Source organism: Serratia sp. LS-1, assembly GCF_003719595.1.
Taxonomy (GTDB): domain Bacteria; phylum Pseudomonadota; class Gammaproteobacteria; order Enterobacterales; family Enterobacteriaceae; genus Serratia; species Serratia ureilytica.
This window is the reverse complement of record NZ_CP033504.1, coordinates 3,995,327-4,013,589: the sequence shown is the minus strand read 5'-3', so window position 1 is coordinate 4,013,589 and position 18,263 is coordinate 3,995,327. Positions and strand designations below refer to the sequence as shown.

The following is an 18,263-nucleotide window of genomic DNA, read 5'->3' as shown; positions in this document are numbered from 1 at the left end:
TGAACCCCTGCCGGTTTTGAACGGATTTTTTAGACGCAGGGGCGCAGCATGCTGCGCCCGCAATCAGGGATAATGACTTATTCGAACAGGTTGTGGTGCAGGGTGCGCACCACCTGCTCGGCTTCTTCGCCCGGCACCAGGAAGCACAGGTTATAGCTGCTGGCGCCGTAGCAGATCAGGCGGATGTTGAACGGATCGAGCACGCCGAACACCTCTTTGCCCACGCCGCAGGCCCGCGACAGCTGGTTGCCGATGATCGCCACCAGCGCCAGGTTTTCTTCCACTTCCACCCGGCACAGCGACGACAGCTCGGTCAACAGCGAGGTGGTCAGCAGGCTGCCGCCGACGGAGGTGGCGCCGGTGGTGTCCATGGTCAGCGCGATGCTGACTTCCGAGGTGGTGATCAGATCGACGGAGATATTGTGGCGCGCCAGAATGTTGAACACCTCGGCCAGGAAGCCGCGCGCGTGCAGCATGTTCAGGCTGTGCAGCGTCAGCAGCGTTTGCTTGCGGCGCAGCGCCAGCGCGCGGAACAGCGGCGGGTTTTCGGTGGTGTTGCACACCAGCGTGCCGCCGGCCGCCGGATCCTTGCTGGAGCCGACGAACACCGGAATATCGCTGCGCACTGCCGGCAGCAGGGTGGCCGGATGCAGCACTTTGGCGCCGAAGGTGGCCATTTCCGCCGCCTCTTCGAAACCGATTTTATCGATGCGCTTGGCTGCCGGCACCACGCGCGGATCGGTGGTGTAGATGCCCGGCACGTCGGTCCAGATATCCACCCGGCCGACGCCGAGCGCCTCGCCGAGCAGCGCGGCGGTATAGTCGCTGCCGCCGCGGCCGAGCGTGGTGGTGCGGCCTTTCGGTTCGCTGCCGATAAAGCCCTGGGTGACCACCAGCGCCTCTTGCAGACGCGGCTGCAGCTGCGCCTGCGCCAGTTCGCTGAGCGCGGCGCTGTCCGGCACGGCGCGGCCGAAGTGATCGTCGGTGCGCATCACTTTACGCACGTCGAACCATTCGGCCTGCACGTTGCGGGCGCGCAGGATTTCAACGAACAGCAGGGTGGACATCAGCTCCCCATGGCTGACCAGCTCGTCGGTCAACGCCGTCGAGGTGGCCAGCGACGCGGCCTCCGACAGCATGGCGATGTTTTCCAGCAGGCGGTCTATCTCGTCGCGGATCACCGCAGGTGCCGCGAGGCGATCGAGGATGGCGTACTGGATGCGACGAATTTCATCAAGCTGGTAGTTGCGCTTCTCGGCCTCGCAACCTTCGGCCAGGGCGACCAGCAGGTTGGTGACGCCCGCCGAGGCGGACAACACCACCAGGCGGACCTGCGGGTTGGCCAGCACGACGTCGGCGCTGCGGTTCATGGCTTCAAAGTCGGCGACGCTGGTGCCGCCGAACTTGGCTACCACGGTGGAATTCTGGGGTACTGCTTGGTTCATGTAGAAACCTCGTGTCAGGGATGCCCGTTTGGGGGCACTGTAATTCCATAGCCTTGGCACAAGGGGAGAGCGGTAAACAGGGGGCAGGCGTAGAGGTCAGGCTACGATACACCCAGAAGCGCCCCACCTTGTCGATCGCCCTGCGGGCGATCCCCTGGTGACAACCCAGGGGATTCAGCCCCTGTAGTCGATACGATAATGGCCGGCCATTACCCTACCTCGGCGTCGCTCCCCCTCGGGTGCCGTCAACGGAGAAACGGCTCCTCTGACACTCTACCTGGGCGACGCGCCTCTTCTGGCTTGCGCACCGGGTGCGCAAGTAGGCTGTTAGGAATAGCCGGTTATCGTCATTCTGTCAACGTACAGACGGTGAGGGATTTTCATCTTGCACCAGCGCGATAAGCGTACAGGGCATCGCAGGCGTGGAACCGGCGCCAATCGGTTGCAGAGAACCGTCTTCCTTTTGGCTGAATAACGGGATAACGCCCTGATGTTTTTCCAAATACTCCAACCAACCGAAATTTTCGTTCAATTTGGTCGCTTTGATGGTGGCCCCCCTGGCGAGCAGGCTGCTCAGACGGCCGTAGGTGGCTTCCTGATTAAATAAAATTTCGTGCCGGCGGAAACGCGAACTTTCCGCGCTGGCGCCGCGCCCTTTCAACGGCGCCCCCGAACGAATGGCGAACACGTGATCCTCGCCGAAGAGGTGGCCGAAGTGATAGACGGCCAGCGCGTTTTGGTGACGATTGGGCGACAGCGCCAGCACCTGGGCGATATTGCTCAGATCGAGATAGTTCTCGGCGTGTTCGGAGTAGGCGTGGCCATAGTAGGCCGGAATGCCGTCCATGCGCGCCTGACGGTAGTATTCCCAGCTGCTGTCGGTGACGATCACCGGCACGTTCAGCTTGATCAGCGCCTGCGCCAGCATGCGCGCCACGCTGTTGGCGCCGACGATCAGCACGCCGCGCGGTTTCTGCTGCTGCACCCGCAGCCAGCGCGCCATCATGCCGCTGGTCAGGCTTTGCAACACCACGGTGCCGATGATGATGGCGAACACCACGGTCACCAGCCGGTCGGCGCCCTGATAGCCGCTGCGCTGCAGCGTCAGCGCGAACAGCGAGCTGACCGCCGCGGCGACGATGCCGCGCGGGGCGATCCAGCACAGCAGCAGCCGATCGCGCCAGTGCAGGGAAGAGCGCCAGGTCGACACCGCGATGCACAGCGGCCGGGCGATGAACTGCACCGCCAGCAGCAGCAGCAGCAGCGGCCAGCCCATGTTCCACAGCGCCTGGATGTCGAGCCGCGCCGCCAGAATGATGAACAGCGCCGAGATCAGGATCGCCGACAGCTCCTCTTTGAACGCCAGAATATCGCTGGTATCCACGTCGCGCATGTTGGCCAGCCAGATGCCCATGACCGTGACGGTCAGCAAACCGGATTCGTCGGCGATGGCGTTGGAAACGCCGAAGGCGGTCAGCATGATCGCCAGCACCGCCAGGTTCTGCAGGTAGCGCGGCAGCCAGACGCGGCGCAGCGCCAGGCCGAGCAGGTAGCCGAACAGCGCGCCGGCGATCAGGCCGACGGCGGCAGTCACGCCCAGCGTCCAAAACAGGTGGGTATAGGATTCCGCATTCTGCTTCAGCACGATGAACTCGAACACCAGCAGGGTGAAGATGGCGCCGACCGGATCGATGACGATCCCTTCCCAGCGCAGCACCTGGTTGATATTGGCGTTCGGCCGCACGACGCGCATCAGCGGGGCGATCACCGTCGGCCCGGTCACCACCGTCACCGCGCCGATCAACGCCGCCAGCTCCGGCGGGAAATCCAGCAGCCACCAGCTGGCGAGGCTGATGACCAGAAAGGTGACCAGCATGCCGACGGTGACCAGATTGCGCACCACGCCGCCAAGGCCGCGAATTTCCTCGAAACGCAGCGTCAGCGCCCCTTCGAACAGGATGATCGCCACCGACAGCGACACCAGCGGAAACAGCAGATCGCCAAACAGCAGATCCGGCTGCACCAGATGCACCGTCGGGCCGAGCACGATGCCGAACAGCAGCAGCGGCAAGATGGCCGGCAGGCGCAGCAGCCAGGCCAGCCACTGCGCCAGCAGCGACGCCAGGCCGATAAGCACCAACATGAGTGGGGCGGATAATTCCATAAGCGAGATCCCTTTCAAATGACGAAATAAGCGACGATGACACAGCCTGATGACAATTCGGCAACCCCGATAACAGGCCGTTAGCCAAAAGTATAGAGTGAAAGCTGAAACGAGGCGGCAATGCGTTGACAGTTAGCGCCTATCGCAAGAAAAGCGATCATAATCACAGTCGAACAGGCTACAATCGGACAAACGCGTCATTTTTATTCTCAAGCCTAAGAGTGTTGCTATGAAAAATATCAATCCTAGTCAAACCGCTGCTTGGCAAGCCCTGCAGCAACATTATGCACAGATGAAAGACGTACGGATCGCCGACCTGTTCGCCGAGGACAGCGATCGTTTCTCCAGGTTCTCCGCGACCTTCAACGATCAAATGTTGGTGGACTATTCCAAGAACCGCATCACGCAGGAAACCCTGGAGAAGCTGCAGGCGTTGGCGAAAGAAACCGATCTGCAAGGCGCCATCAAATCGATGTTCGCCGGTGAGAAGATCAACCGCACCGAAGATCGCGCGGTGCTGCACATTGCCCTGCGCAACCGCAGCAACAGCCCGATCCTGGTCGACGGCAAAGACGTTATGCCGGAAGTGAACGCGGTGCTGGCCAAGATCAAACAGTTCTGCGCGCGCGTCATCGGCGGCGAGTGGAAAGGTTACACCGGCAAGCCGATCACCGACGTGGTGAACATCGGCATCGGCGGTTCGGATCTCGGCCCTTACATGGTGACCGAAGCGCTGCGCCCTTATAAAAACCACCTGAACATGCACTTCGTCTCCAACGTTGACGGCACCCACATCGCCGAAACGCTGCAGCCGCTGAACCCGGAAACCACGCTGTTCCTGGTGGCGTCCAAAACCTTCACCACTCAGGAAACCATGACCAACGCCCACAGCGCGCGCGACTGGTTCCTGAGCAGCGCCGTCGATCAACAACACGTGGCCAAGCACTTCGCTGCGTTGTCCACCAACGGCAAAGCGGTGGCCGAGTTCGGCATCGATACCGACAACATGTTCGAATTCTGGGACTGGGTCGGCGGCCGTTACTCGCTGTGGTCGGCGATCGGTCTGTCGATCGCGTTGTCCATCGGTTACGACAACTTCGAGCAGCTGCTGAGCGGCGCGCACGCCATGGATAAGCACTTCGCCGAAACGCCGGCGGAGAAAAACCTGCCGGTGCTGCTGGCGCTGATCGGTATTTGGTACAACAACTTCTTCGGCGCCGAAACCGAAGCCATTCTGCCGTACGATCAGTACATGCACCGTTTTGCCGCTTACTTCCAGCAGGGCAACATGGAATCCAACGGCAAGTATGTCGATCGCAACGGCAATCCGGTGGATTACCAGACCGGCCCGATCATCTGGGGCGAGCCGGGCACCAACGGCCAGCATGCGTTCTACCAGCTGATCCACCAGGGCACCAAGCTGGTGCCGTGCGATTTCATCGCGCCGGCCATCAGCCATAACCCACTGGGCGATCACCACGCCAAACTGCTGTCCAACTTTTTCGCCCAGACCGAAGCGCTGGCGTTCGGCAAGTCGCTGGAGACGGTGGAAGCCGAGTTCGCGGCGCAGGGTAAAACCCCTGAGCAGGTCAAACACGTGGCGCCGTTCAAAGTGTTTGAAGGCAACCGTCCGACCAACTCGATCCTGCTGCGTGAAATCACCCCGTTCAGCCTGGGCAGCCTGATTGCGTTGTACGAGCACAAGATTTTCACCCAGGGCGCAATCCTGAACATCTTCACCTTCGATCAGTGGGGCGTGGAGTTGGGCAAACAGCTGGCCAACCGCATCCTGCCGGAACTGGCGGGCAGCGAGAAAATCAGCAGCCACGACAGCTCGACCAATGCGCTGATCAACCGCTTCAAGGAATGGCGCTAATCGCCTGATCTGAGCCAATAAAAAAACCCGCCGCGGCGGGTTTTTTTACGTCTGCGAAAAGTTACAGGTTGATCGGCACTTCGAAGCTGACGCCCGCGCCCACGTCATCGGCGGTGCTGTGATCGCTGTCGGTGTACCACAGGCTGGTATCGAACTTAACCTGTGACGGGAAGGTGTAACCCCAGCCGAGCTGAATGCCTTTCAGCGTATCGGATTTCGGGAATGCCTTATTATAATTCTGATTGCTTGGGTTCACCTTGGCGTACACCAGTCGGGTGCTCCAGCGTTGGCTATCGTCCAGTACCAGCTCGACGCGGCCGGACAGCATCTGTCCGTCGCCGCCCATGGCGTGGCCCAGCGGGTAGCCTTGCTGATAGTAACCGCCGCGATAAACATAGTGTTGATAGATCACATTCTTGGTGCTGAATTCAGAACGTGTATCCGCCCCTTCAATATACCAGTTGATGGTGGTCGGGCCCCATTCCGGATGGCCTTCCAGCCCCAGTAAGTAGGCATTATGCGACGGCAGCATACCGGCTTCATCTTCACCGATGGCTTGACCGTATAAGCTGACCGGTATGCCGAGTAGCGGCTGCAGCTTGAGTTTGAAATCAAAGCCGCCCAACTGGTTGCCCGGATCGTTTTTCGGATCGCCGGTATTGTCGTTGCCAGTTACGCCATCCCAGAAGGAACGCCACGACTGCGGACGGCCTTCACCACCCCACATCATGATGCGCGATGCCCCTAATTCCAGGAAGTCAGTCGGCATCATGGTGAAACGGCCGCCGATCAGTTTGGTGTGCGGTACAGAACTGTACTGCGACAGCTGGCCGGCGGACAACTGGTATTGCCAGCGGCCGATCCACGACAGCCACGGGGTTTCAAACGGCGATTGGTCGGCGCGCTGCAGCATAAAGCCGGCGACCGGGCGCGCGGCGTCGGAGCGGATCAGGCTGCCGTCGTAACCCGGGCCCCACCACTGGGAGACCTCGCCGAAGGAGAGCCATTGGTTCCAGATTTTCACCGCGCCGTAGGAGCCGTTCATATTGAATTTGGAGCCGTCGCTGACGCGCTGGTCGCCTTCCACCGAGCCCTGCAGACGCACGTCCCAGAACTCGCCGTTGGCGCCGGCGCCGATGGTCAGGCGATCGTCGGCGTACTCGTTTTGGCCGAAGCCCTGCGGGGTACCGGGTTTATCGGTCGAGGCGTAACCGCTGACGCGGATGTTGGCTTTCAGGGCGTCAACGCGGCGTTGCACGCGGTCGATGACGTTTTTCTCGGTATTGGTGACCGGTTTGGCCTGCGCGATAACGGAACTGATCTCTTCCTGACTCAGCGGCCAGGTGGACAGGCTGACGTTGATGACGCCGCGGTCAGACAACCAGGCGAGATCGTTACGCAGATCGTTGTCAGGGGCTACCAGGCCGGCGGCGTGGCCGGACAATGCACAGGTAAACAGGCCCGCAGCGACCAGTCCGTTAAGTTTAGCGCGCATAAAGAATTCCCTTGTTAATTCGAGGTTATTGGTTTTATGTAAAGATCTCTGTGACCCATGATAGTTGACATTTCGATTTGCTACAAATCTATAAGCCAGAAACATCTTATTATAACTTTATGAATTAAATGGGGTTTAAAGTGCTTTCGCGAAGGGCGTAATTTTTAGGACAATGCCTATATTGGCAAGCTTGAATCATATAAGCGGTATTCAGAGAGAGGTTTTATGGCAAAAACGTCGCGTTCGATAATGATAGCGAAAGGGCTGCAGCGAGTGCTGAACGTGGGCCTGTTGCTGCTGGCGGCAATTCTGGTAGTGTTTCTGGTCAAGGAAACCATCCATCTGGCGAAGGTGTTATTTATCAACAGCGAAGAGTCGTCCTCTTACCTGTTGATTGAAGGCATCGTGATTTATTTTCTGTACTTTGAATTTATCGCCTTGATCGTCAAGTATTTTGAGTCGGGTTATCATTTCCCGCTGCGCTATTTTATTTATATCGGCATTACCGCGATTATTCGTTTGATTATCGTGGATCACAAAAATCCCATCGACACGCTGATCTATGCGGCGGCGATATTGGTGCTGGTGGTGACGCTCTATCTGGCCAACACCGATCGGCTGAAACGGGAGTAGCGATAAAAATGGCGGCCAAAGGCCGCCAAAGACACAGGATTGCCGCTATCGCGGAAAAACATCAAACGCACTGCAGTGGCACAAATTACCCCTTCACGCCGCCGGCCGTCAGGCCGCCCACCAACCAGCGCTGCGCCAGCAGGAACACGGCGGTAATCGGTATCGCCGACAGCACCGCGGCGGCGGCGAAATCGCCCCACAGGTAGTTCTGCGGGTTGAGATATTGCTGCATGCCCACCGCCAGCGTGTAGCTGTTTACATCGCGCAGCAGCAGCGACGCCACCGGCACCTCGGTGATGGCGGCGATAAACGACAGAATGAACACCACCGCCAGAATCGGTACCGACAGCGGCAGGAGCACCAGCCGGAACGCCTGCCACGGCGTGGCGCCGTCCAGCGCCGCCGCCTCTTCCAGCGAATTGTCGATGGTTTCGAAATAGCCCTTGATGGTCCAGACATGCAGCGCGATGCCGCCCATATAGGCGAAGATCACGCCGCCGTGGGTGTTGAGGCCGATAAACGGAATGTACTGGCCCAGGCGATCGAACAAGGCGTACAGCGCCACCAGCGACAGCACCGCTGGAAACATCTGGAAGATCAGCATGCTTTTCAGCAGCGTGCTCTTGCCGCGAAAACGCATGCGGGCGAAGGCGTAGGCGCAGGTGGTGGACAGCGTCACGATGCCGATGGCGGTGATCGCCGCGATCTTGACTGAGTTCCACAGCCACAGCAGCACCGGGAACGGCGGCGGCGTCACGCTGCCGTCGGCGTGGGTGACGCTGAAGCCGAGCGCCAGCCGCCAGTGATCCCAGGAGAGGGTTTCCGGTATCAGGCTGCCGGTGGCGAAGTTGCCGGCGCGCAGCGAGATGGCCACCACCATCAGCAGCGGGAACATGATCAGGGCGATAAAGCACAGCATCAAAATGTGGGTCATCCACAGGCGCAGGCGCTGGGATTTGGGTTGAACCATGGCCATCGTTATTCTCCCTAATCGAAGTTCATCTTGCTGGCTTTCAAATTCAGGATCGCCAGCGCGCCCACCAACAGGAAGATCAGCGTGGCGATGGCGGCCGCCAGCCCGAAGTCTTGCCCGCCGCCGCCTTCGAAGGCGATGCGGTAGGTGTAGCTGACCAGCAGATCGGTATAGCCGGCCGGCGTGGTGGTGCCGATCATGTCCGGGCCGCCGTTGGTCAGCAGCTGGATCAGCACGAAGTTGTTAAAGTTGAAGGCGAAGCTGGCGATCATCAGCGGCGTCAGCGGCTTGATCAGCAGCGGGAAGGTGATGCGGAAGAAGTTTTGCCACGGGTTGGCGCCGTCCATCGCCGAGGCCTCGTACAGATCGTCCGGGATGGCCTTCAGCAGCCCCATGCACAGGATCATCATGTACGGGTAGCCGAGCCAGGTGTTGACGATCAGGATCATGCTCTTGGCGGTGAGCGGATCGCTGAACCAGGCCGGTTTGATGCCGAACAGGTGGCTGAGCATCATGTTGATCTCGCCGAAGCTCTGGTTGAACAAGCCTTTGAAGATCAGGATCGAGATGAACGACGGTACCGCATAGGGCAGGATCAGCAGCACGCGGTAGATAGCCTTGCCTTTCAGCGCTTCCCACTGCACCACGCAGGCCAGCACCATGCCGACCGCCACGGTGAGGATCACCGTCATCACCGAGAACACGAGGGTCCAGATGAAGATCGACACGAACGGTTTTTTGATGCCCTCGTCCTGCAGCACCCGCAGGAAGTTTTTCCAGCCGGTGGTGACGGTATAGCCTGGGCTCAGGGTTTCCTGCGCCCAGCCGCCGTCGGCGTTGATCGCCTGATAGAAGCCGATGTCGCCGTTCGGCCGGTAGCGCACCTGAGTCTGGTTATTGGTCAGCGTGCTGCCGTCTTTGTCCAGCGCATACAGCGGACGGGTGCCGGAGAACTGGCGCAGGGAGCTCATGCGCAATTCATCGCCGTCCGGCAGCTGCGCCACCAGTTGGCTCAGCGCCTGCCGGTTCTGGGTGATCACCCGCAGCGTGGCGGGTTCGCCCTGCGGCGCGGCGCTCTGGGCCGTCAATTTCAGGGGGAGCGGCGGCGTCGCGTCGAGGCGGAAAGGCTCGGAAATCAGCGGCTGTTCACTGTCCGGCGAGGTCAGCTGCAGGCGCCACTGCTGGTTTTCCGCCGGGTAGAGGCCGAAGGTGAACGTTTTGCCGCTTTGGAACTGACGCTGCATCAATACCGATTGCGCGCGCTCAAACGTCAGCTGGTTGGTGCTGCTGTAGTTGGTAAAGGCGATGGCGATGGTGCAGATCAGCGGGAACAGGACGAACAATCCCATGCCAGCGACGCCGGGATACACATAGCGCCAGGCGTAGGCGCGGCGGTTGGCGAAGACGTAAAGCCCGGCGCTGACCAGGATCAGCGTCAGGATGGCGAACAGGTATTCACCCTGTGCATACATCAACACAATCAGGTAGCAGGTCACCAGGCTGAACAGGCCGACCACCAGCCATTTCAGCGCGTCGCTTTGCCACCACTTCGATTTTTTACGCGCGGGCGTCCCGGCGTGAGCGAATTGCATAGGGCGTTCCTTTCTGTGAAGCAACGGCGGGGCGCCACGGCGCCCCGCACGACGACATTACTTGGTGATACGGGTCTGCACATCGTCCAACGCGGCTTTCACCGTTTGGCGGCCGCTGACGGCGTTGAGCACCGCGCTGCGTTCGGCGTACCAGAAAGCGCTCATCTGCGGAATGTTCGGCATGATCTCCCCGTTTTGCGAGTTCTGCATGGTGGCGGCGATCTTCGGATCTTTGGCCAGCGTTTCCTGGTAGGACTTCAGCGCCACCGCGCCCAGCGGTTTGTCTTTGTTGACGTCCGCCAGCCCTTCGTTGGTCAGCAGATAGTTCTCGAGGAACTCGGTCGCCAGTTCTTTATTCGGGCTGGCGGCGTTGATACCGGCGGTCAGCACGCCGACGAACGGTTTGGACGGTTTGCCTTTGAAGGTCGGCAGCAGCGTCACGCCGTAGTTGATTTTGCTCTGCTCGATGTTGTTCCAGGCCCACGGGCCGTTGATGGTCATCGCGGTCTGGCCTTTGTTGAACGCGGCTTCGGCGATCGAGTAATCGGTATCGGCGTTGATGTGTTTGTTTTTCACCAGATCGACGATGAACTGCAGGCCGGCCTGCGAACCGGCGTTGGCGACGCCGACATCCTTGATGTTGTATTTGCCGTTCTCATACTTGAAGGCATAACCGCCGTCGGCGGCGATGATAGGCCAGGTGAAGTAGGGTTCCTGCAGGTTCCACATGATGGCGCTTTTGCCGCTGGCGCGCAGCTGTTTGTCCAGCGCCGGGATCTCTTCCCAGGTCTTCGGCGGCTGTTTGACCAGGTCTTTATTGTAAATCAGCGACAGCGCTTCGACGGCGATCGGGTAGCCGATCAGCTTGCCGTCATAGCGCACGGCGTCCCAGGTGAACGGGAACAGCTTGTCCTGGAAGGCTTTGGACGGGTGGACTTCGGCCAGCAGGCCGGACTGCGCATAGCCGCCGAAGCGATCGTGGGCCCAGAGGATGATGTCCGGGCCGTCGCCGGTGGCGGCCACCTGCGGATATTTCTCTTCCAGCTTGTCGGGATGCTCGACGGTGACTTTGATGCCGGTGTCTTTTTCGAATTTCTTGCCGACTTCGGCCAGGCCGTTATAGCCTTTGTCACCGTTGATCCAGATAACCAGTTTGCCTTCCTCTATCTTGGCGAAGGCGGAAGAAGAGAGCACCAGAGTAGCCAGTGCCGAGAGCGCCAGCGTACGGGCGAGGGTAATGCTGCGAGTCATAATCCAGTCCTTCTTTTTGTGGGCACATAAATCAAGGAGAGACGTTTCGCGATCATAGTGGGTCACAACGCGACATATTCTCATCCTCCCCCCCTCTACGCCCCAGAGATGAGGAGTGTGATCCAGTTAACGTTGCGCTCTATTCTGTGGCGTCAGGCACAAAATAGGGGGGCGATTTTTGCCGGTTTGATCACAGATTTGCCTTAAGCGCGGAACTTCTCATCGCCGCGGTCGTTCTCTCATCCTCCCGTCTCCTCCCCCATGAAAAATCCTGTTACGGATGATTACCCTTTCCGGCGACTCCCGCACTATCGGCCCATTGATTTTTAACGCCACGCGCAGCAGGGATACCGGATTTATGTCGTCAATGCCTATCGCCACTCAGCCCACCCTGTACCGGATCCATCCGGCCAGTTTCCGTGACGGAAACGGGGACGGCGTGGGCGACGCGCACGGCATGCTGGCGGCGCTGCCGTACCTGAAAGCGCTGTCGATCGACGGTCTGTTGCTGCCGCAGACGCTGGCGCCGGAGGCCGAAACGGCGGTGACGGGCGAAGGGCTGACGCTGTGGTACGCCGACGAAGCCCATCGCGTTCGTCATGCCGCCGACGTGCAGCGGTTCGCCCACGGCGCGCTGGCGCTCGACGTGATGCCGTTCAGCGCGGAAAAGCTGGTGGCGGTGCTGCATGCCCGCCGCGCCACGTTGGCGGACAGCCTGTGGAGCACCGGCGACGCCGATCAGCCTCGGGTGGTCAGCCGCTGGGGGCAGGGCGACCTGCGTTCCGCCGCCGCCTTTTTGACGCTGCTGGCGATGTTGCCGGCGCCGATCTGCCTGTACCAGGGCGAGGAGCTGGGGCTGCCGCACGCCGCCGGCCTGCAGGATCCGCGCGGCGCGCAAACGCCGATGCCGTGGCATGAAGCCCCCGAACAGGTCACCGCCGGGGAGATCAGCTGGTATCAGCAGGTGGCGATCGAACACCGCGCGTTGGCCATCAGTCGCCAACAGCACGACAGCCACTCCACCTTGCGTTACTGCCAGACGCTGCTGGCCCTGCGCCGTTCGCCGCTTTTCCAGCGCGGCGAGCTGAGCGCGGTCAGCCAGCGCGATGGCGTGGTGCGCTTACTTATTACCCATCAGGATCAATGCCTTGAAGCGCTGATAAACCTGCAGCCTTATACTCAGGCGGCCGCGCCGTCTGAGGCGACCTTGCCGTTGGCATGGCAGCACGGCGCGCAGCAAGAGGGTCATCAATGGGTTTTGGCGGGCTTTGCCTCCGCCATTTTCACACGACATGTTAACTGCGAAAGCAGGGGAGTAACGCATGGCTAGCGTGACACTGCGCAGCGTTTATAAGGCCTTCGGTGAGGCCGTGATTTCCAAAGACGTCAATCTGACCATCGAAGACGGCGAGTTTGTGGTGTTTGTCGGGCCGTCGGGCTGCGGCAAATCGACGCTGCTGCGCATGATCGCCGGGCTGGAGGACATCACCTCCGGCGACCTGCTGATCGGCGAGAAACGCATGAATGAAGTGCCGCCTTCCGAGCGCGGCATCGGCATGGTGTTCCAGTCTTACGCGCTGTATCCGCACCTGTCGGTGGCGGACAACATGTCTTTCGGCCTGAAGCTGGCCGGCGCCAAGAAAGCGGAAATCAATCAACGGGTGAACCAGGTTTCCGAGGTGCTGCAGTTGGCGCACCTGCTCGATCGGCGGCCGAAGGCGCTGTCCGGCGGGCAGCGTCAGCGCGTGGCGATCGGCCGCACGCTGGTGGCCGAGCCGGACGTGTTCCTGCTCGACGAGCCGCTGTCCAACCTCGACGCCGCGCTGCGGGTGCAGATGCGCATTGAGATCTCCCGTCTGCACAAGCGCCTGCAGCGCACCATGATTTACGTCACCCATGATCAGGTCGAAGCGATGACGCTGGCCGACAAGATCGTGGTGCTCGACGCCGGTCGCGTGGCGCAGGTCGGCAAGCCGCTGGAGCTGTATCACTACCCGGCCAACCGCTTCGTCGCCGGGTTTATCGGCTCACCGAAGATGAACTTCCTGCCGGTCAAGGTCACCGCGGCGGAGCCGCGACAGGTGCAGGTCGAACTGCCCAACCGCCAGCTGGTCTGGCTGCCGGTGGAAGGCGCGGGCGTCCAACCCGGCGCCAACCTGTCATTGGGCATTCGCCCTGAACATCTGCTGCCCGGCGAAGCCTCTGAAGTGCGGCTTACCGGCGACGTGCAGGTGGTGGAGCAGCTCGGCAACGAGACGCAAATCCATATCCAAATCCCGGCCATCCGTCAAAACCTGGTGTACCGCCAGAATGACGTGGTGCTGGTAGAAGAAGGTGCCACATTCGCCATCGGCCTGCCGCCTCACCGCTGCCACCTGTTCCGTGAAGACGGTACGGCATGTAAACGGCTGCACCAGGAGCCGGGCGTTTAAAGCATCAAAGTCGGTATAACAGGAGAATAATGATGACTACTCTGCGCAAACTTCCTCTGGCACTGGCTGTCGCCGCCGGTGTTCTCTCTACTCAGGCGCTGGCCGTGGATTTCCACGGTTACGCCCGTTCCGGCATCGGTTGGACCGGCAGCGGCGGTGAGCAACAGTGCTTCAAGGCCACCGGCGCCGCGAGCAAATACCGTCTCGGCAACGAGTGCGAAACCTACGCCGAACTGAAACTGGGGCAGGAAGTGTGGAAAGAGGGCGACAAGAGCTTCTATTTCGACACCAACCTGGCCTACTCGGTCTCGCAGCGTTCTGACTGGGAAGACGTGACCCCGGGCTTTCGCGAAGTGAACGTGCAGGGTAAAAACCTGATCGAGTGGCTGCCGGGCTCCACGCTGTGGGCCGGTAAGCGTTTCTATCAGCGTCATGACGTTCACATGATCGACTTCTACTACTGGGATATCTCCGGCCCGGGCGCCGGTCTGGAAAACATCGATCTGGGCTTCGGCAAGCTGTCCGCCGCCGTGACCCGCAACTCGGAATCCGGCGGCTCTTACGGCTACCTGGATAACGAATGGAAACAGCGTCCGACCGTCAACGATACCTTCGACGTGCGCTTGGCCGGGCTGGAGCTGAACCCGGGCGGCACCCTGGAGCTGGGCGTGGACTACGGCCGAGCCAATGCGCAGGATAACTACCGCCTGGCCGACGGCGCCAGCAAAGACGGCTGGATGTTCACCGCCGAACACACGCAAAGCATCCTGAACGGTTACAACAAATTCGTGCTGCAGTACGCCACCGACTCGATGACCTCGCAGAACAACGGCCGCAACGAAGGCGCCACCATCGATAACAACGGCAAGATGATCCGCGTGCTGGATCACGGCGCCATCGACTTCAACGATCAGTGGGCGCTGATGTACGTCGCCATGTTCCAGGATATCGACCGCGACAACAACAACGGCACCACCTGGTACACCGTGGGCGTGCGCCCGATGTACAAATGGACGCCGATCATGAGCACCCTGCTGGAAGCCGGCTACGACAACGTCAAATCTCAGCGCACCGGCGATCGCAACGGCCAGTATAAAGTGACCCTGGCGCAGCAATGGCAGGCGGGCAACAGCATTTGGTCGCGTCCGGCCATCCGCCTGTTCGCCACCTACGCCAAGTGGGACGAGAAGTGGGGCTACGCCACCGGCGATGACACCGGGTATAACGCCGGCACCGCTTACAACGACACCAGCATGCATACCTTCAGCCGCGGCAAGGATGACGAAGTCACCTTCGGCGCCCAGATGGAAATTTGGTGGTAACGACAGGACGGGGAGGGCCGCCGGCTCTCCCCCAACCGCATTCGCCGCGGCCCGATCTCTTGCCTGATCCGCCGCGGTGCTGAAAGAGGATATAACGATGAAAAAGAATCTGCTGTCACTCTGCCTGTCGCTGGCGCTGACCGTCGGCGCGCCTTTGGCGGCCAACGCCGATACGCCGGCCAACGTTTCCGTCGCCCCGGCCATCAGCGCCGCCACGCTGCAAAGCCTGCCGTGGCAGCCGCTGCAACCGCCGGTGTCGCAAGAAGTGAAGCTCGACGCCGTTAGCCCGCAGCTCAATCAGGGCGACATTCAGGGGGCGATCGCCGCCTATACGCTGCCGGCCGATCGCGGTTCGCTGGAAGTGACGCTGAGCAGCCTCGCCAAGAACAATTCGCTGTACGCGCCGAGCGTGCTGGTGCTGGACGAGCATCTACGCCCGGCGGCGTATTACCCGAGCAGCTATTTCCCTTACCAGCCGCCGGGGGCGATGTCCTCCGATCGCCTCGAAGGCACGTTGAAACTGACGCCGGCGCTCGGTCAAAAACAGATTTACCTGCTGGTGTACACCACCCGTCAGGATTTGGCGAAAACCACGCAGCTGACTAACCCGGCCAAGGCCTACGCACAGGGCGTGGGCAACGCAGTGCCGGATATCCCGGATCCGATCGCCGGCCACGCGACGACCGGCACGCTGAAGCTCAAGGTGACCGCGGAACAGGGCACCGGCAACGTGATGATCGGCATGCTGCAGCCTGCGCCGACCGTGGCGCCGGTGGTGGTGGGATCAACCGCACCGGCCACCGTGGCGGCGCCTGCACCGACGCCGGAGAAACCGGCGGAGCCGATGCTCAACGATACCGAAAGTTACTTCAATAACGGCATCAAGCAGGCGGTGAAGGCGGGCGATATCGACAAGGCGCTGAAACTGATGAATGAGGCCGAGAAACTGGGCTCGACCACTGCGCGTAAAACGTTTATCAGCAGCGTAAAAGGCAAGGGGTAACACCCGACGCTGCCGATGCTGGCTCGATGATTGGTGCGCTTTGGCGCACCTTTTTTCATCCGCGGGCCAGCGTTGCGCCGATCAACGCCAGCAGACGGGCGTTATCGACCTGCTGCATGATGCGCACCGGCTTGCCCTGCGGCGGCGGCATGCCGACCGTCAGGCGCAGGCTGTCCGGCCGCCAACGGCGTGAGCTGCCGCGCGTCAGCGCCCCTTCCAGCGCCACATCCACATGGAACATCTCGGTCGTGACCAGCTGCGGTGCCAGCAGCCAGGCGATCACCAGCGCATCATGGATCCAGCAGCCCGGCAGGCGCCGCGTATGGCGCGAATAGTCGATCCACGGCTGCGTGGTGGCGCGCAAATAGCGGCACAGCGGCGTATCCGGCTGCGTCAGTGCGGCCAGATCCGCCTGGGTCAGCATGGTCTGGGTGGTGACGTCCAGCGGCGCCAGCGTGATAGCGGCGCCGCTGTTCAGCACCAGCCGCGCGGCTTCCGGATCCAGGCCGAAATTGGTGTCCTTGATGTATCCCTCGACGTTGAACACGCCGCCCATGATCACGATCTCTTTCACCGCCTGCGCCATCTGCGGGTACAGCTGCATGGCGTGCGCAACGTTGGTCAGCGGGCCGATCGCCGCCAGCGTTATCTCGCCGGGATGGCGGCAGATCAGCTCGCCGATGGCGATGGCGGCGTCCGGTGCGGGCGCGTTGGCGAGTGAGGGCGCGGGCAAGTCGCGCCACAGCGCCGCCAGCTTGGGATCGGCGATCGGCCTGTCCAGATGCGCGCGCCATGGCTCCGGCGGCTCGCTCAGTGCGCGCGCCGCGCCGAGGGCGACCGGCACCTGGTAGCCGCTTTGCGCCAGCAGCTCGCTGGCGACGGCGAAGCCCACTTCGCGCGGGGTGTTGCCGGCCACGATGCTGATCAGTTCCAGCTGCAGTTGCGGTTTGGCCGCCAGCGCCAGGGCCAGCGCCAGGCCGTCGTCGACGTTGGCACCGGGAACGCCGTTGCCGGGATCGCAATCAATGATCAAACGCATAGAAGGTGTCCTGAAAAACCGCTAACAGCCGCACGAGCGGCGGATGCGCAGTTGAAAAGCGAATTCATGCAGCTCGGCGGGCGCGGCACCGGCGGCCAGCATGGCGATGGCCCGCTTGGCCATGGCGTCGATAGGCTGCTCGACCGCGCTGAGCGGCGGCACGCTGAATTCGGATTGCTGCGTGCCGTTAAAACAGATCAGCGCCAGATCGTCCGGCGCGCGCAACCCATGCTCCGCCAGCGCCGACAGGCAGCCGAGCGCCTGCTGCTCGTTGGAGGTGAAAACGGCGCGCGGGCGCGGGCCTTGCACCATGCGCTGGGTGGCCTGGTAGCCGCCCTGGCGGGTGTAAGGCGCCTCGAAAATCCACTCGTCGCGCGGCGCAATGCCCGCCTCCAGCAGCGCATCGCGCCAACCGTTCAGGCGATCCTGCGCGTTGAGCATGGTTAGCGGACCGATAAAAATGCCGATGTCGCGATAGCCGTGCTGCAGCAGATGGCGGGTCGCCTGGCAGGCGGCGTCGCGCTCGTCGACGCGGATGGCGCAGACGCCGGCCTGGCTGTCGATAGTGTCTATCATCACGCAGGGCGTGCCGGAGGCGCGGATCAGCTCGAACCACGGATGGCGATCGACGCTGGTGTACAGCAGGCCGTCGACCTGGCGACGCAGCAGGTTATTGATCAGCTCATACTCGCGCTGCCGGTCATCGCCGGCGTCGCCCAGCAGCAGCACGCGGCCGCGGCTGAAGGCCTCCTGCTGTAGCGCCCGCGCCAGCGTGGCGAAGAACGGGTTGGAAATATCCGGCACCACCAGCCCGTAGGTTTGCGTGCTGCCGGAGGCCAATGCCCGCGCGATGTCGTTCGGCCGGTAGCCGGTCTGCTCGATCGCCGCCAGCACGCGCAGCCGGGTGGCTTCCGCCACCGGGCGCGGGCCGTTGTTGATCACATAGCTGACCACGGCGACGGAGGTGCCCGCTACGCGGGCCACGTCGGCGCGGGTAACGCGTCGCGCGGAGTGATTATCCAAATTGAGGTCCTGTTC

14 protein-coding genes and 1 riboswitch are annotated in these 18,263 nt (G+C 61.5%); of the genes, 6 read left to right on the top strand and 8 right to left on the bottom strand.

Annotated elements, in window-relative coordinates:
- Positions 1-77 precede the first annotated feature (77 nt).
- A complete protein-coding gene (gene lysC, locus EDY99_RS19060) occupies positions 78-1,445 on the bottom strand; it encodes a lysine-sensitive aspartokinase 3 (RefSeq protein WP_033644389.1) in 1,368 nt (455 codons plus the stop codon).
- Positions 1,446-1,553: 108 nt separating this feature from the next.
- A riboswitch (Lysine riboswitch) is annotated at positions 1,554-1,748 on the bottom strand.
- Between the two features lie 52 nt (positions 1,749-1,800).
- Positions 1,801-3,609: a sodium:proton antiporter gene (locus tag EDY99_RS19055; RefSeq protein ID WP_004936687.1), complete on the bottom strand. Its 1,809-nt coding sequence runs from the start codon at positions 3,607-3,609 to the stop codon at positions 1,801-1,803.
- Positions 3,610-3,838: 229 nt separating this feature from the next.
- Between EDY99_RS19055 and pgi the strand changes: the two genes are divergently transcribed.
- Positions 3,839-5,485: a glucose-6-phosphate isomerase gene (gene pgi, locus EDY99_RS19050; protein WP_033644392.1), complete on the top strand. Its 1,647-nt coding sequence runs from the start codon at positions 3,839-3,841 to the stop codon at positions 5,483-5,485.
- A 61-nt stretch (positions 5,486-5,546) separates the two neighbouring features.
- Here the strand turns inward: pgi and EDY99_RS19045 are convergent, their stop codons facing one another.
- Entirely contained in the window at positions 5,547-6,980 is a 1,434-nt protein-coding gene (locus EDY99_RS19045) for a capsule assembly Wzi family protein (protein ID WP_089195237.1), read from the bottom strand.
- A 225-nt stretch (positions 6,981-7,205) separates the two neighbouring features.
- On the opposite strand from EDY99_RS19045, the gene psiE reads away from it, so the two are divergent.
- Complete coding sequence (psiE, locus tag EDY99_RS19040) at positions 7,206-7,613, top strand: phosphate-starvation-inducible protein PsiE (RefSeq protein ID WP_015379238.1); 408 nt, start codon at positions 7,206-7,208, stop codon at positions 7,611-7,613.
- Positions 7,614-7,698: 85 nt separating this feature from the next.
- On the opposite strand, the gene malG is transcribed toward psiE, so the two are convergent.
- Genes malG through malE form a run of 3 tightly spaced genes read right to left on the bottom strand, consistent with a single transcriptional unit; the run spans position 7,699 to position 11,429 of the window.
- A complete protein-coding gene (malG, locus tag EDY99_RS19035) occupies positions 7,699-8,589 on the bottom strand; it encodes a maltose ABC transporter permease MalG (RefSeq protein WP_033651207.1) in 891 nt (296 codons plus the stop codon).
- Between the two features lie 11 nt (positions 8,590-8,600).
- Entirely contained in the window at positions 8,601-10,178 is a 1,578-nt protein-coding gene (gene malF, locus EDY99_RS19030; protein ID WP_047573502.1) for a maltose ABC transporter permease MalF, read from the bottom strand.
- A gap of 57 nt (positions 10,179-10,235) precedes the next feature.
- Entirely contained in the window at positions 10,236-11,429 is a 1,194-nt protein-coding gene (malE, locus tag EDY99_RS19025) for a maltose/maltodextrin ABC transporter substrate-binding protein MalE (protein WP_033651209.1), read from the bottom strand.
- Positions 11,430-11,787: 358 nt separating this feature from the next.
- On the opposite strand from malE, the gene EDY99_RS24965 reads away from it, so the two are divergent.
- The 4 genes from EDY99_RS24965 to malM all read left to right on the top strand — a co-directional run bounded on the left by EDY99_RS24965 (position 11,788) and on the right by malM (position 16,186).
- A complete protein-coding gene (locus EDY99_RS24965; RefSeq protein WP_033651344.1) occupies positions 11,788-12,759 on the top strand; it encodes an alpha-amylase family glycosyl hydrolase in 972 nt (323 codons plus the stop codon).
- Positions 12,752-13,861, top strand: coding sequence for a maltose/maltodextrin ABC transporter ATP-binding protein MalK (gene malK / locus EDY99_RS19015; RefSeq protein ID WP_016930284.1), 1,110 nt, complete (start codon positions 12,752-12,754; stop codon positions 13,859-13,861). The genes EDY99_RS24965 and malK overlap by 8 nt, the downstream gene beginning before the upstream one ends.
- Before the next feature lie 32 nt (positions 13,862-13,893).
- The gene (locus EDY99_RS19010) at positions 13,894-15,183 is read left to right on the top strand and encodes a maltoporin (RefSeq protein ID WP_025304461.1); all 1,290 of its coding nucleotides are present in this window, start codon (positions 13,894-13,896) and stop codon (positions 15,181-15,183) included.
- Between the two features lie 97 nt (positions 15,184-15,280).
- A complete protein-coding gene (gene malM, locus EDY99_RS19005) occupies positions 15,281-16,186 on the top strand; it encodes a maltose operon protein MalM (protein WP_033644398.1) in 906 nt (301 codons plus the stop codon).
- Positions 16,187-16,241: 55 nt separating this feature from the next.
- On the opposite strand, the gene EDY99_RS19000 is transcribed toward malM, so the two are convergent.
- Both EDY99_RS19000 and EDY99_RS18995 read right to left on the bottom strand, forming a co-directional pair.
- Positions 16,242-17,225, bottom strand: a complete 984-nt coding sequence (locus EDY99_RS19000; protein ID WP_089195236.1) for a nucleoside hydrolase — start codon at positions 17,223-17,225, stop codon at positions 16,242-16,244.
- A 21-nt stretch (positions 17,226-17,246) separates the two neighbouring features.
- Positions 17,247-18,248: a LacI family DNA-binding transcriptional regulator gene (locus EDY99_RS18995; RefSeq protein ID WP_033644401.1), complete on the bottom strand. Its 1,002-nt coding sequence runs from the start codon at positions 18,246-18,248 to the stop codon at positions 17,247-17,249.
- Positions 18,249-18,263: the final 15 nt, after the last annotated feature.

What these genes read in the sequence shown, in the direction of transcription:
- pgi (WP_033644392.1), top strand. Translation starts at nt 3,839, where the DNA reads ATGAAAAATATCAATCCTAGTCAAACCGCTGCTTGGCAAGCCCTGCAG.
- EDY99_RS19000 (WP_089195236.1), bottom strand. Translation starts at nt 17,225, where the DNA reads ATGCGTTTGATCATTGATTGCGATCCCGGCAACGGCGTTCCCGGTGCC.
- lysC (WP_033644389.1), bottom strand. Translation starts at nt 1,445, where the DNA reads ATGAACCAAGCAGTACCCCAGAATTCCACCGTGGTAGCCAAGTTCGGC.
- psiE (WP_015379238.1), top strand. Translation starts at nt 7,206, where the DNA reads ATGGCAAAAACGTCGCGTTCGATAATGATAGCGAAAGGGCTGCAGCGA.
- malF (WP_047573502.1), bottom strand. Translation starts at nt 10,178, where the DNA reads ATGCAATTCGCTCACGCCGGGACGCCCGCGCGTAAAAAATCGAAGTGG.
- EDY99_RS19055 (WP_004936687.1), bottom strand. Translation starts at nt 3,609, where the DNA reads ATGGAATTATCCGCCCCACTCATGTTGGTGCTTATCGGCCTGGCGTCG.
- EDY99_RS19045 (WP_089195237.1), bottom strand. Translation starts at nt 6,980, where the DNA reads ATGCGCGCTAAACTTAACGGACTGGTCGCTGCGGGCCTGTTTACCTGT.
- malM (WP_033644398.1), top strand. Translation starts at nt 15,281, where the DNA reads ATGAAAAAGAATCTGCTGTCACTCTGCCTGTCGCTGGCGCTGACCGTC.
- malK (WP_016930284.1), top strand. Translation starts at nt 12,752, where the DNA reads ATGGCTAGCGTGACACTGCGCAGCGTTTATAAGGCCTTCGGTGAGGCC.
- malG (WP_033651207.1), bottom strand. Translation starts at nt 8,589, where the DNA reads ATGGCCATGGTTCAACCCAAATCCCAGCGCCTGCGCCTGTGGATGACC.
- EDY99_RS24965 (WP_033651344.1), top strand. Translation starts at nt 11,788, where the DNA reads ATGTCGTCAATGCCTATCGCCACTCAGCCCACCCTGTACCGGATCCAT.
- EDY99_RS19010 (WP_025304461.1), top strand. Translation starts at nt 13,894, where the DNA reads ATGACTACTCTGCGCAAACTTCCTCTGGCACTGGCTGTCGCCGCCGGT.
- malE (WP_033651209.1), bottom strand. Translation starts at nt 11,429, where the DNA reads ATGACTCGCAGCATTACCCTCGCCCGTACGCTGGCGCTCTCGGCACTG.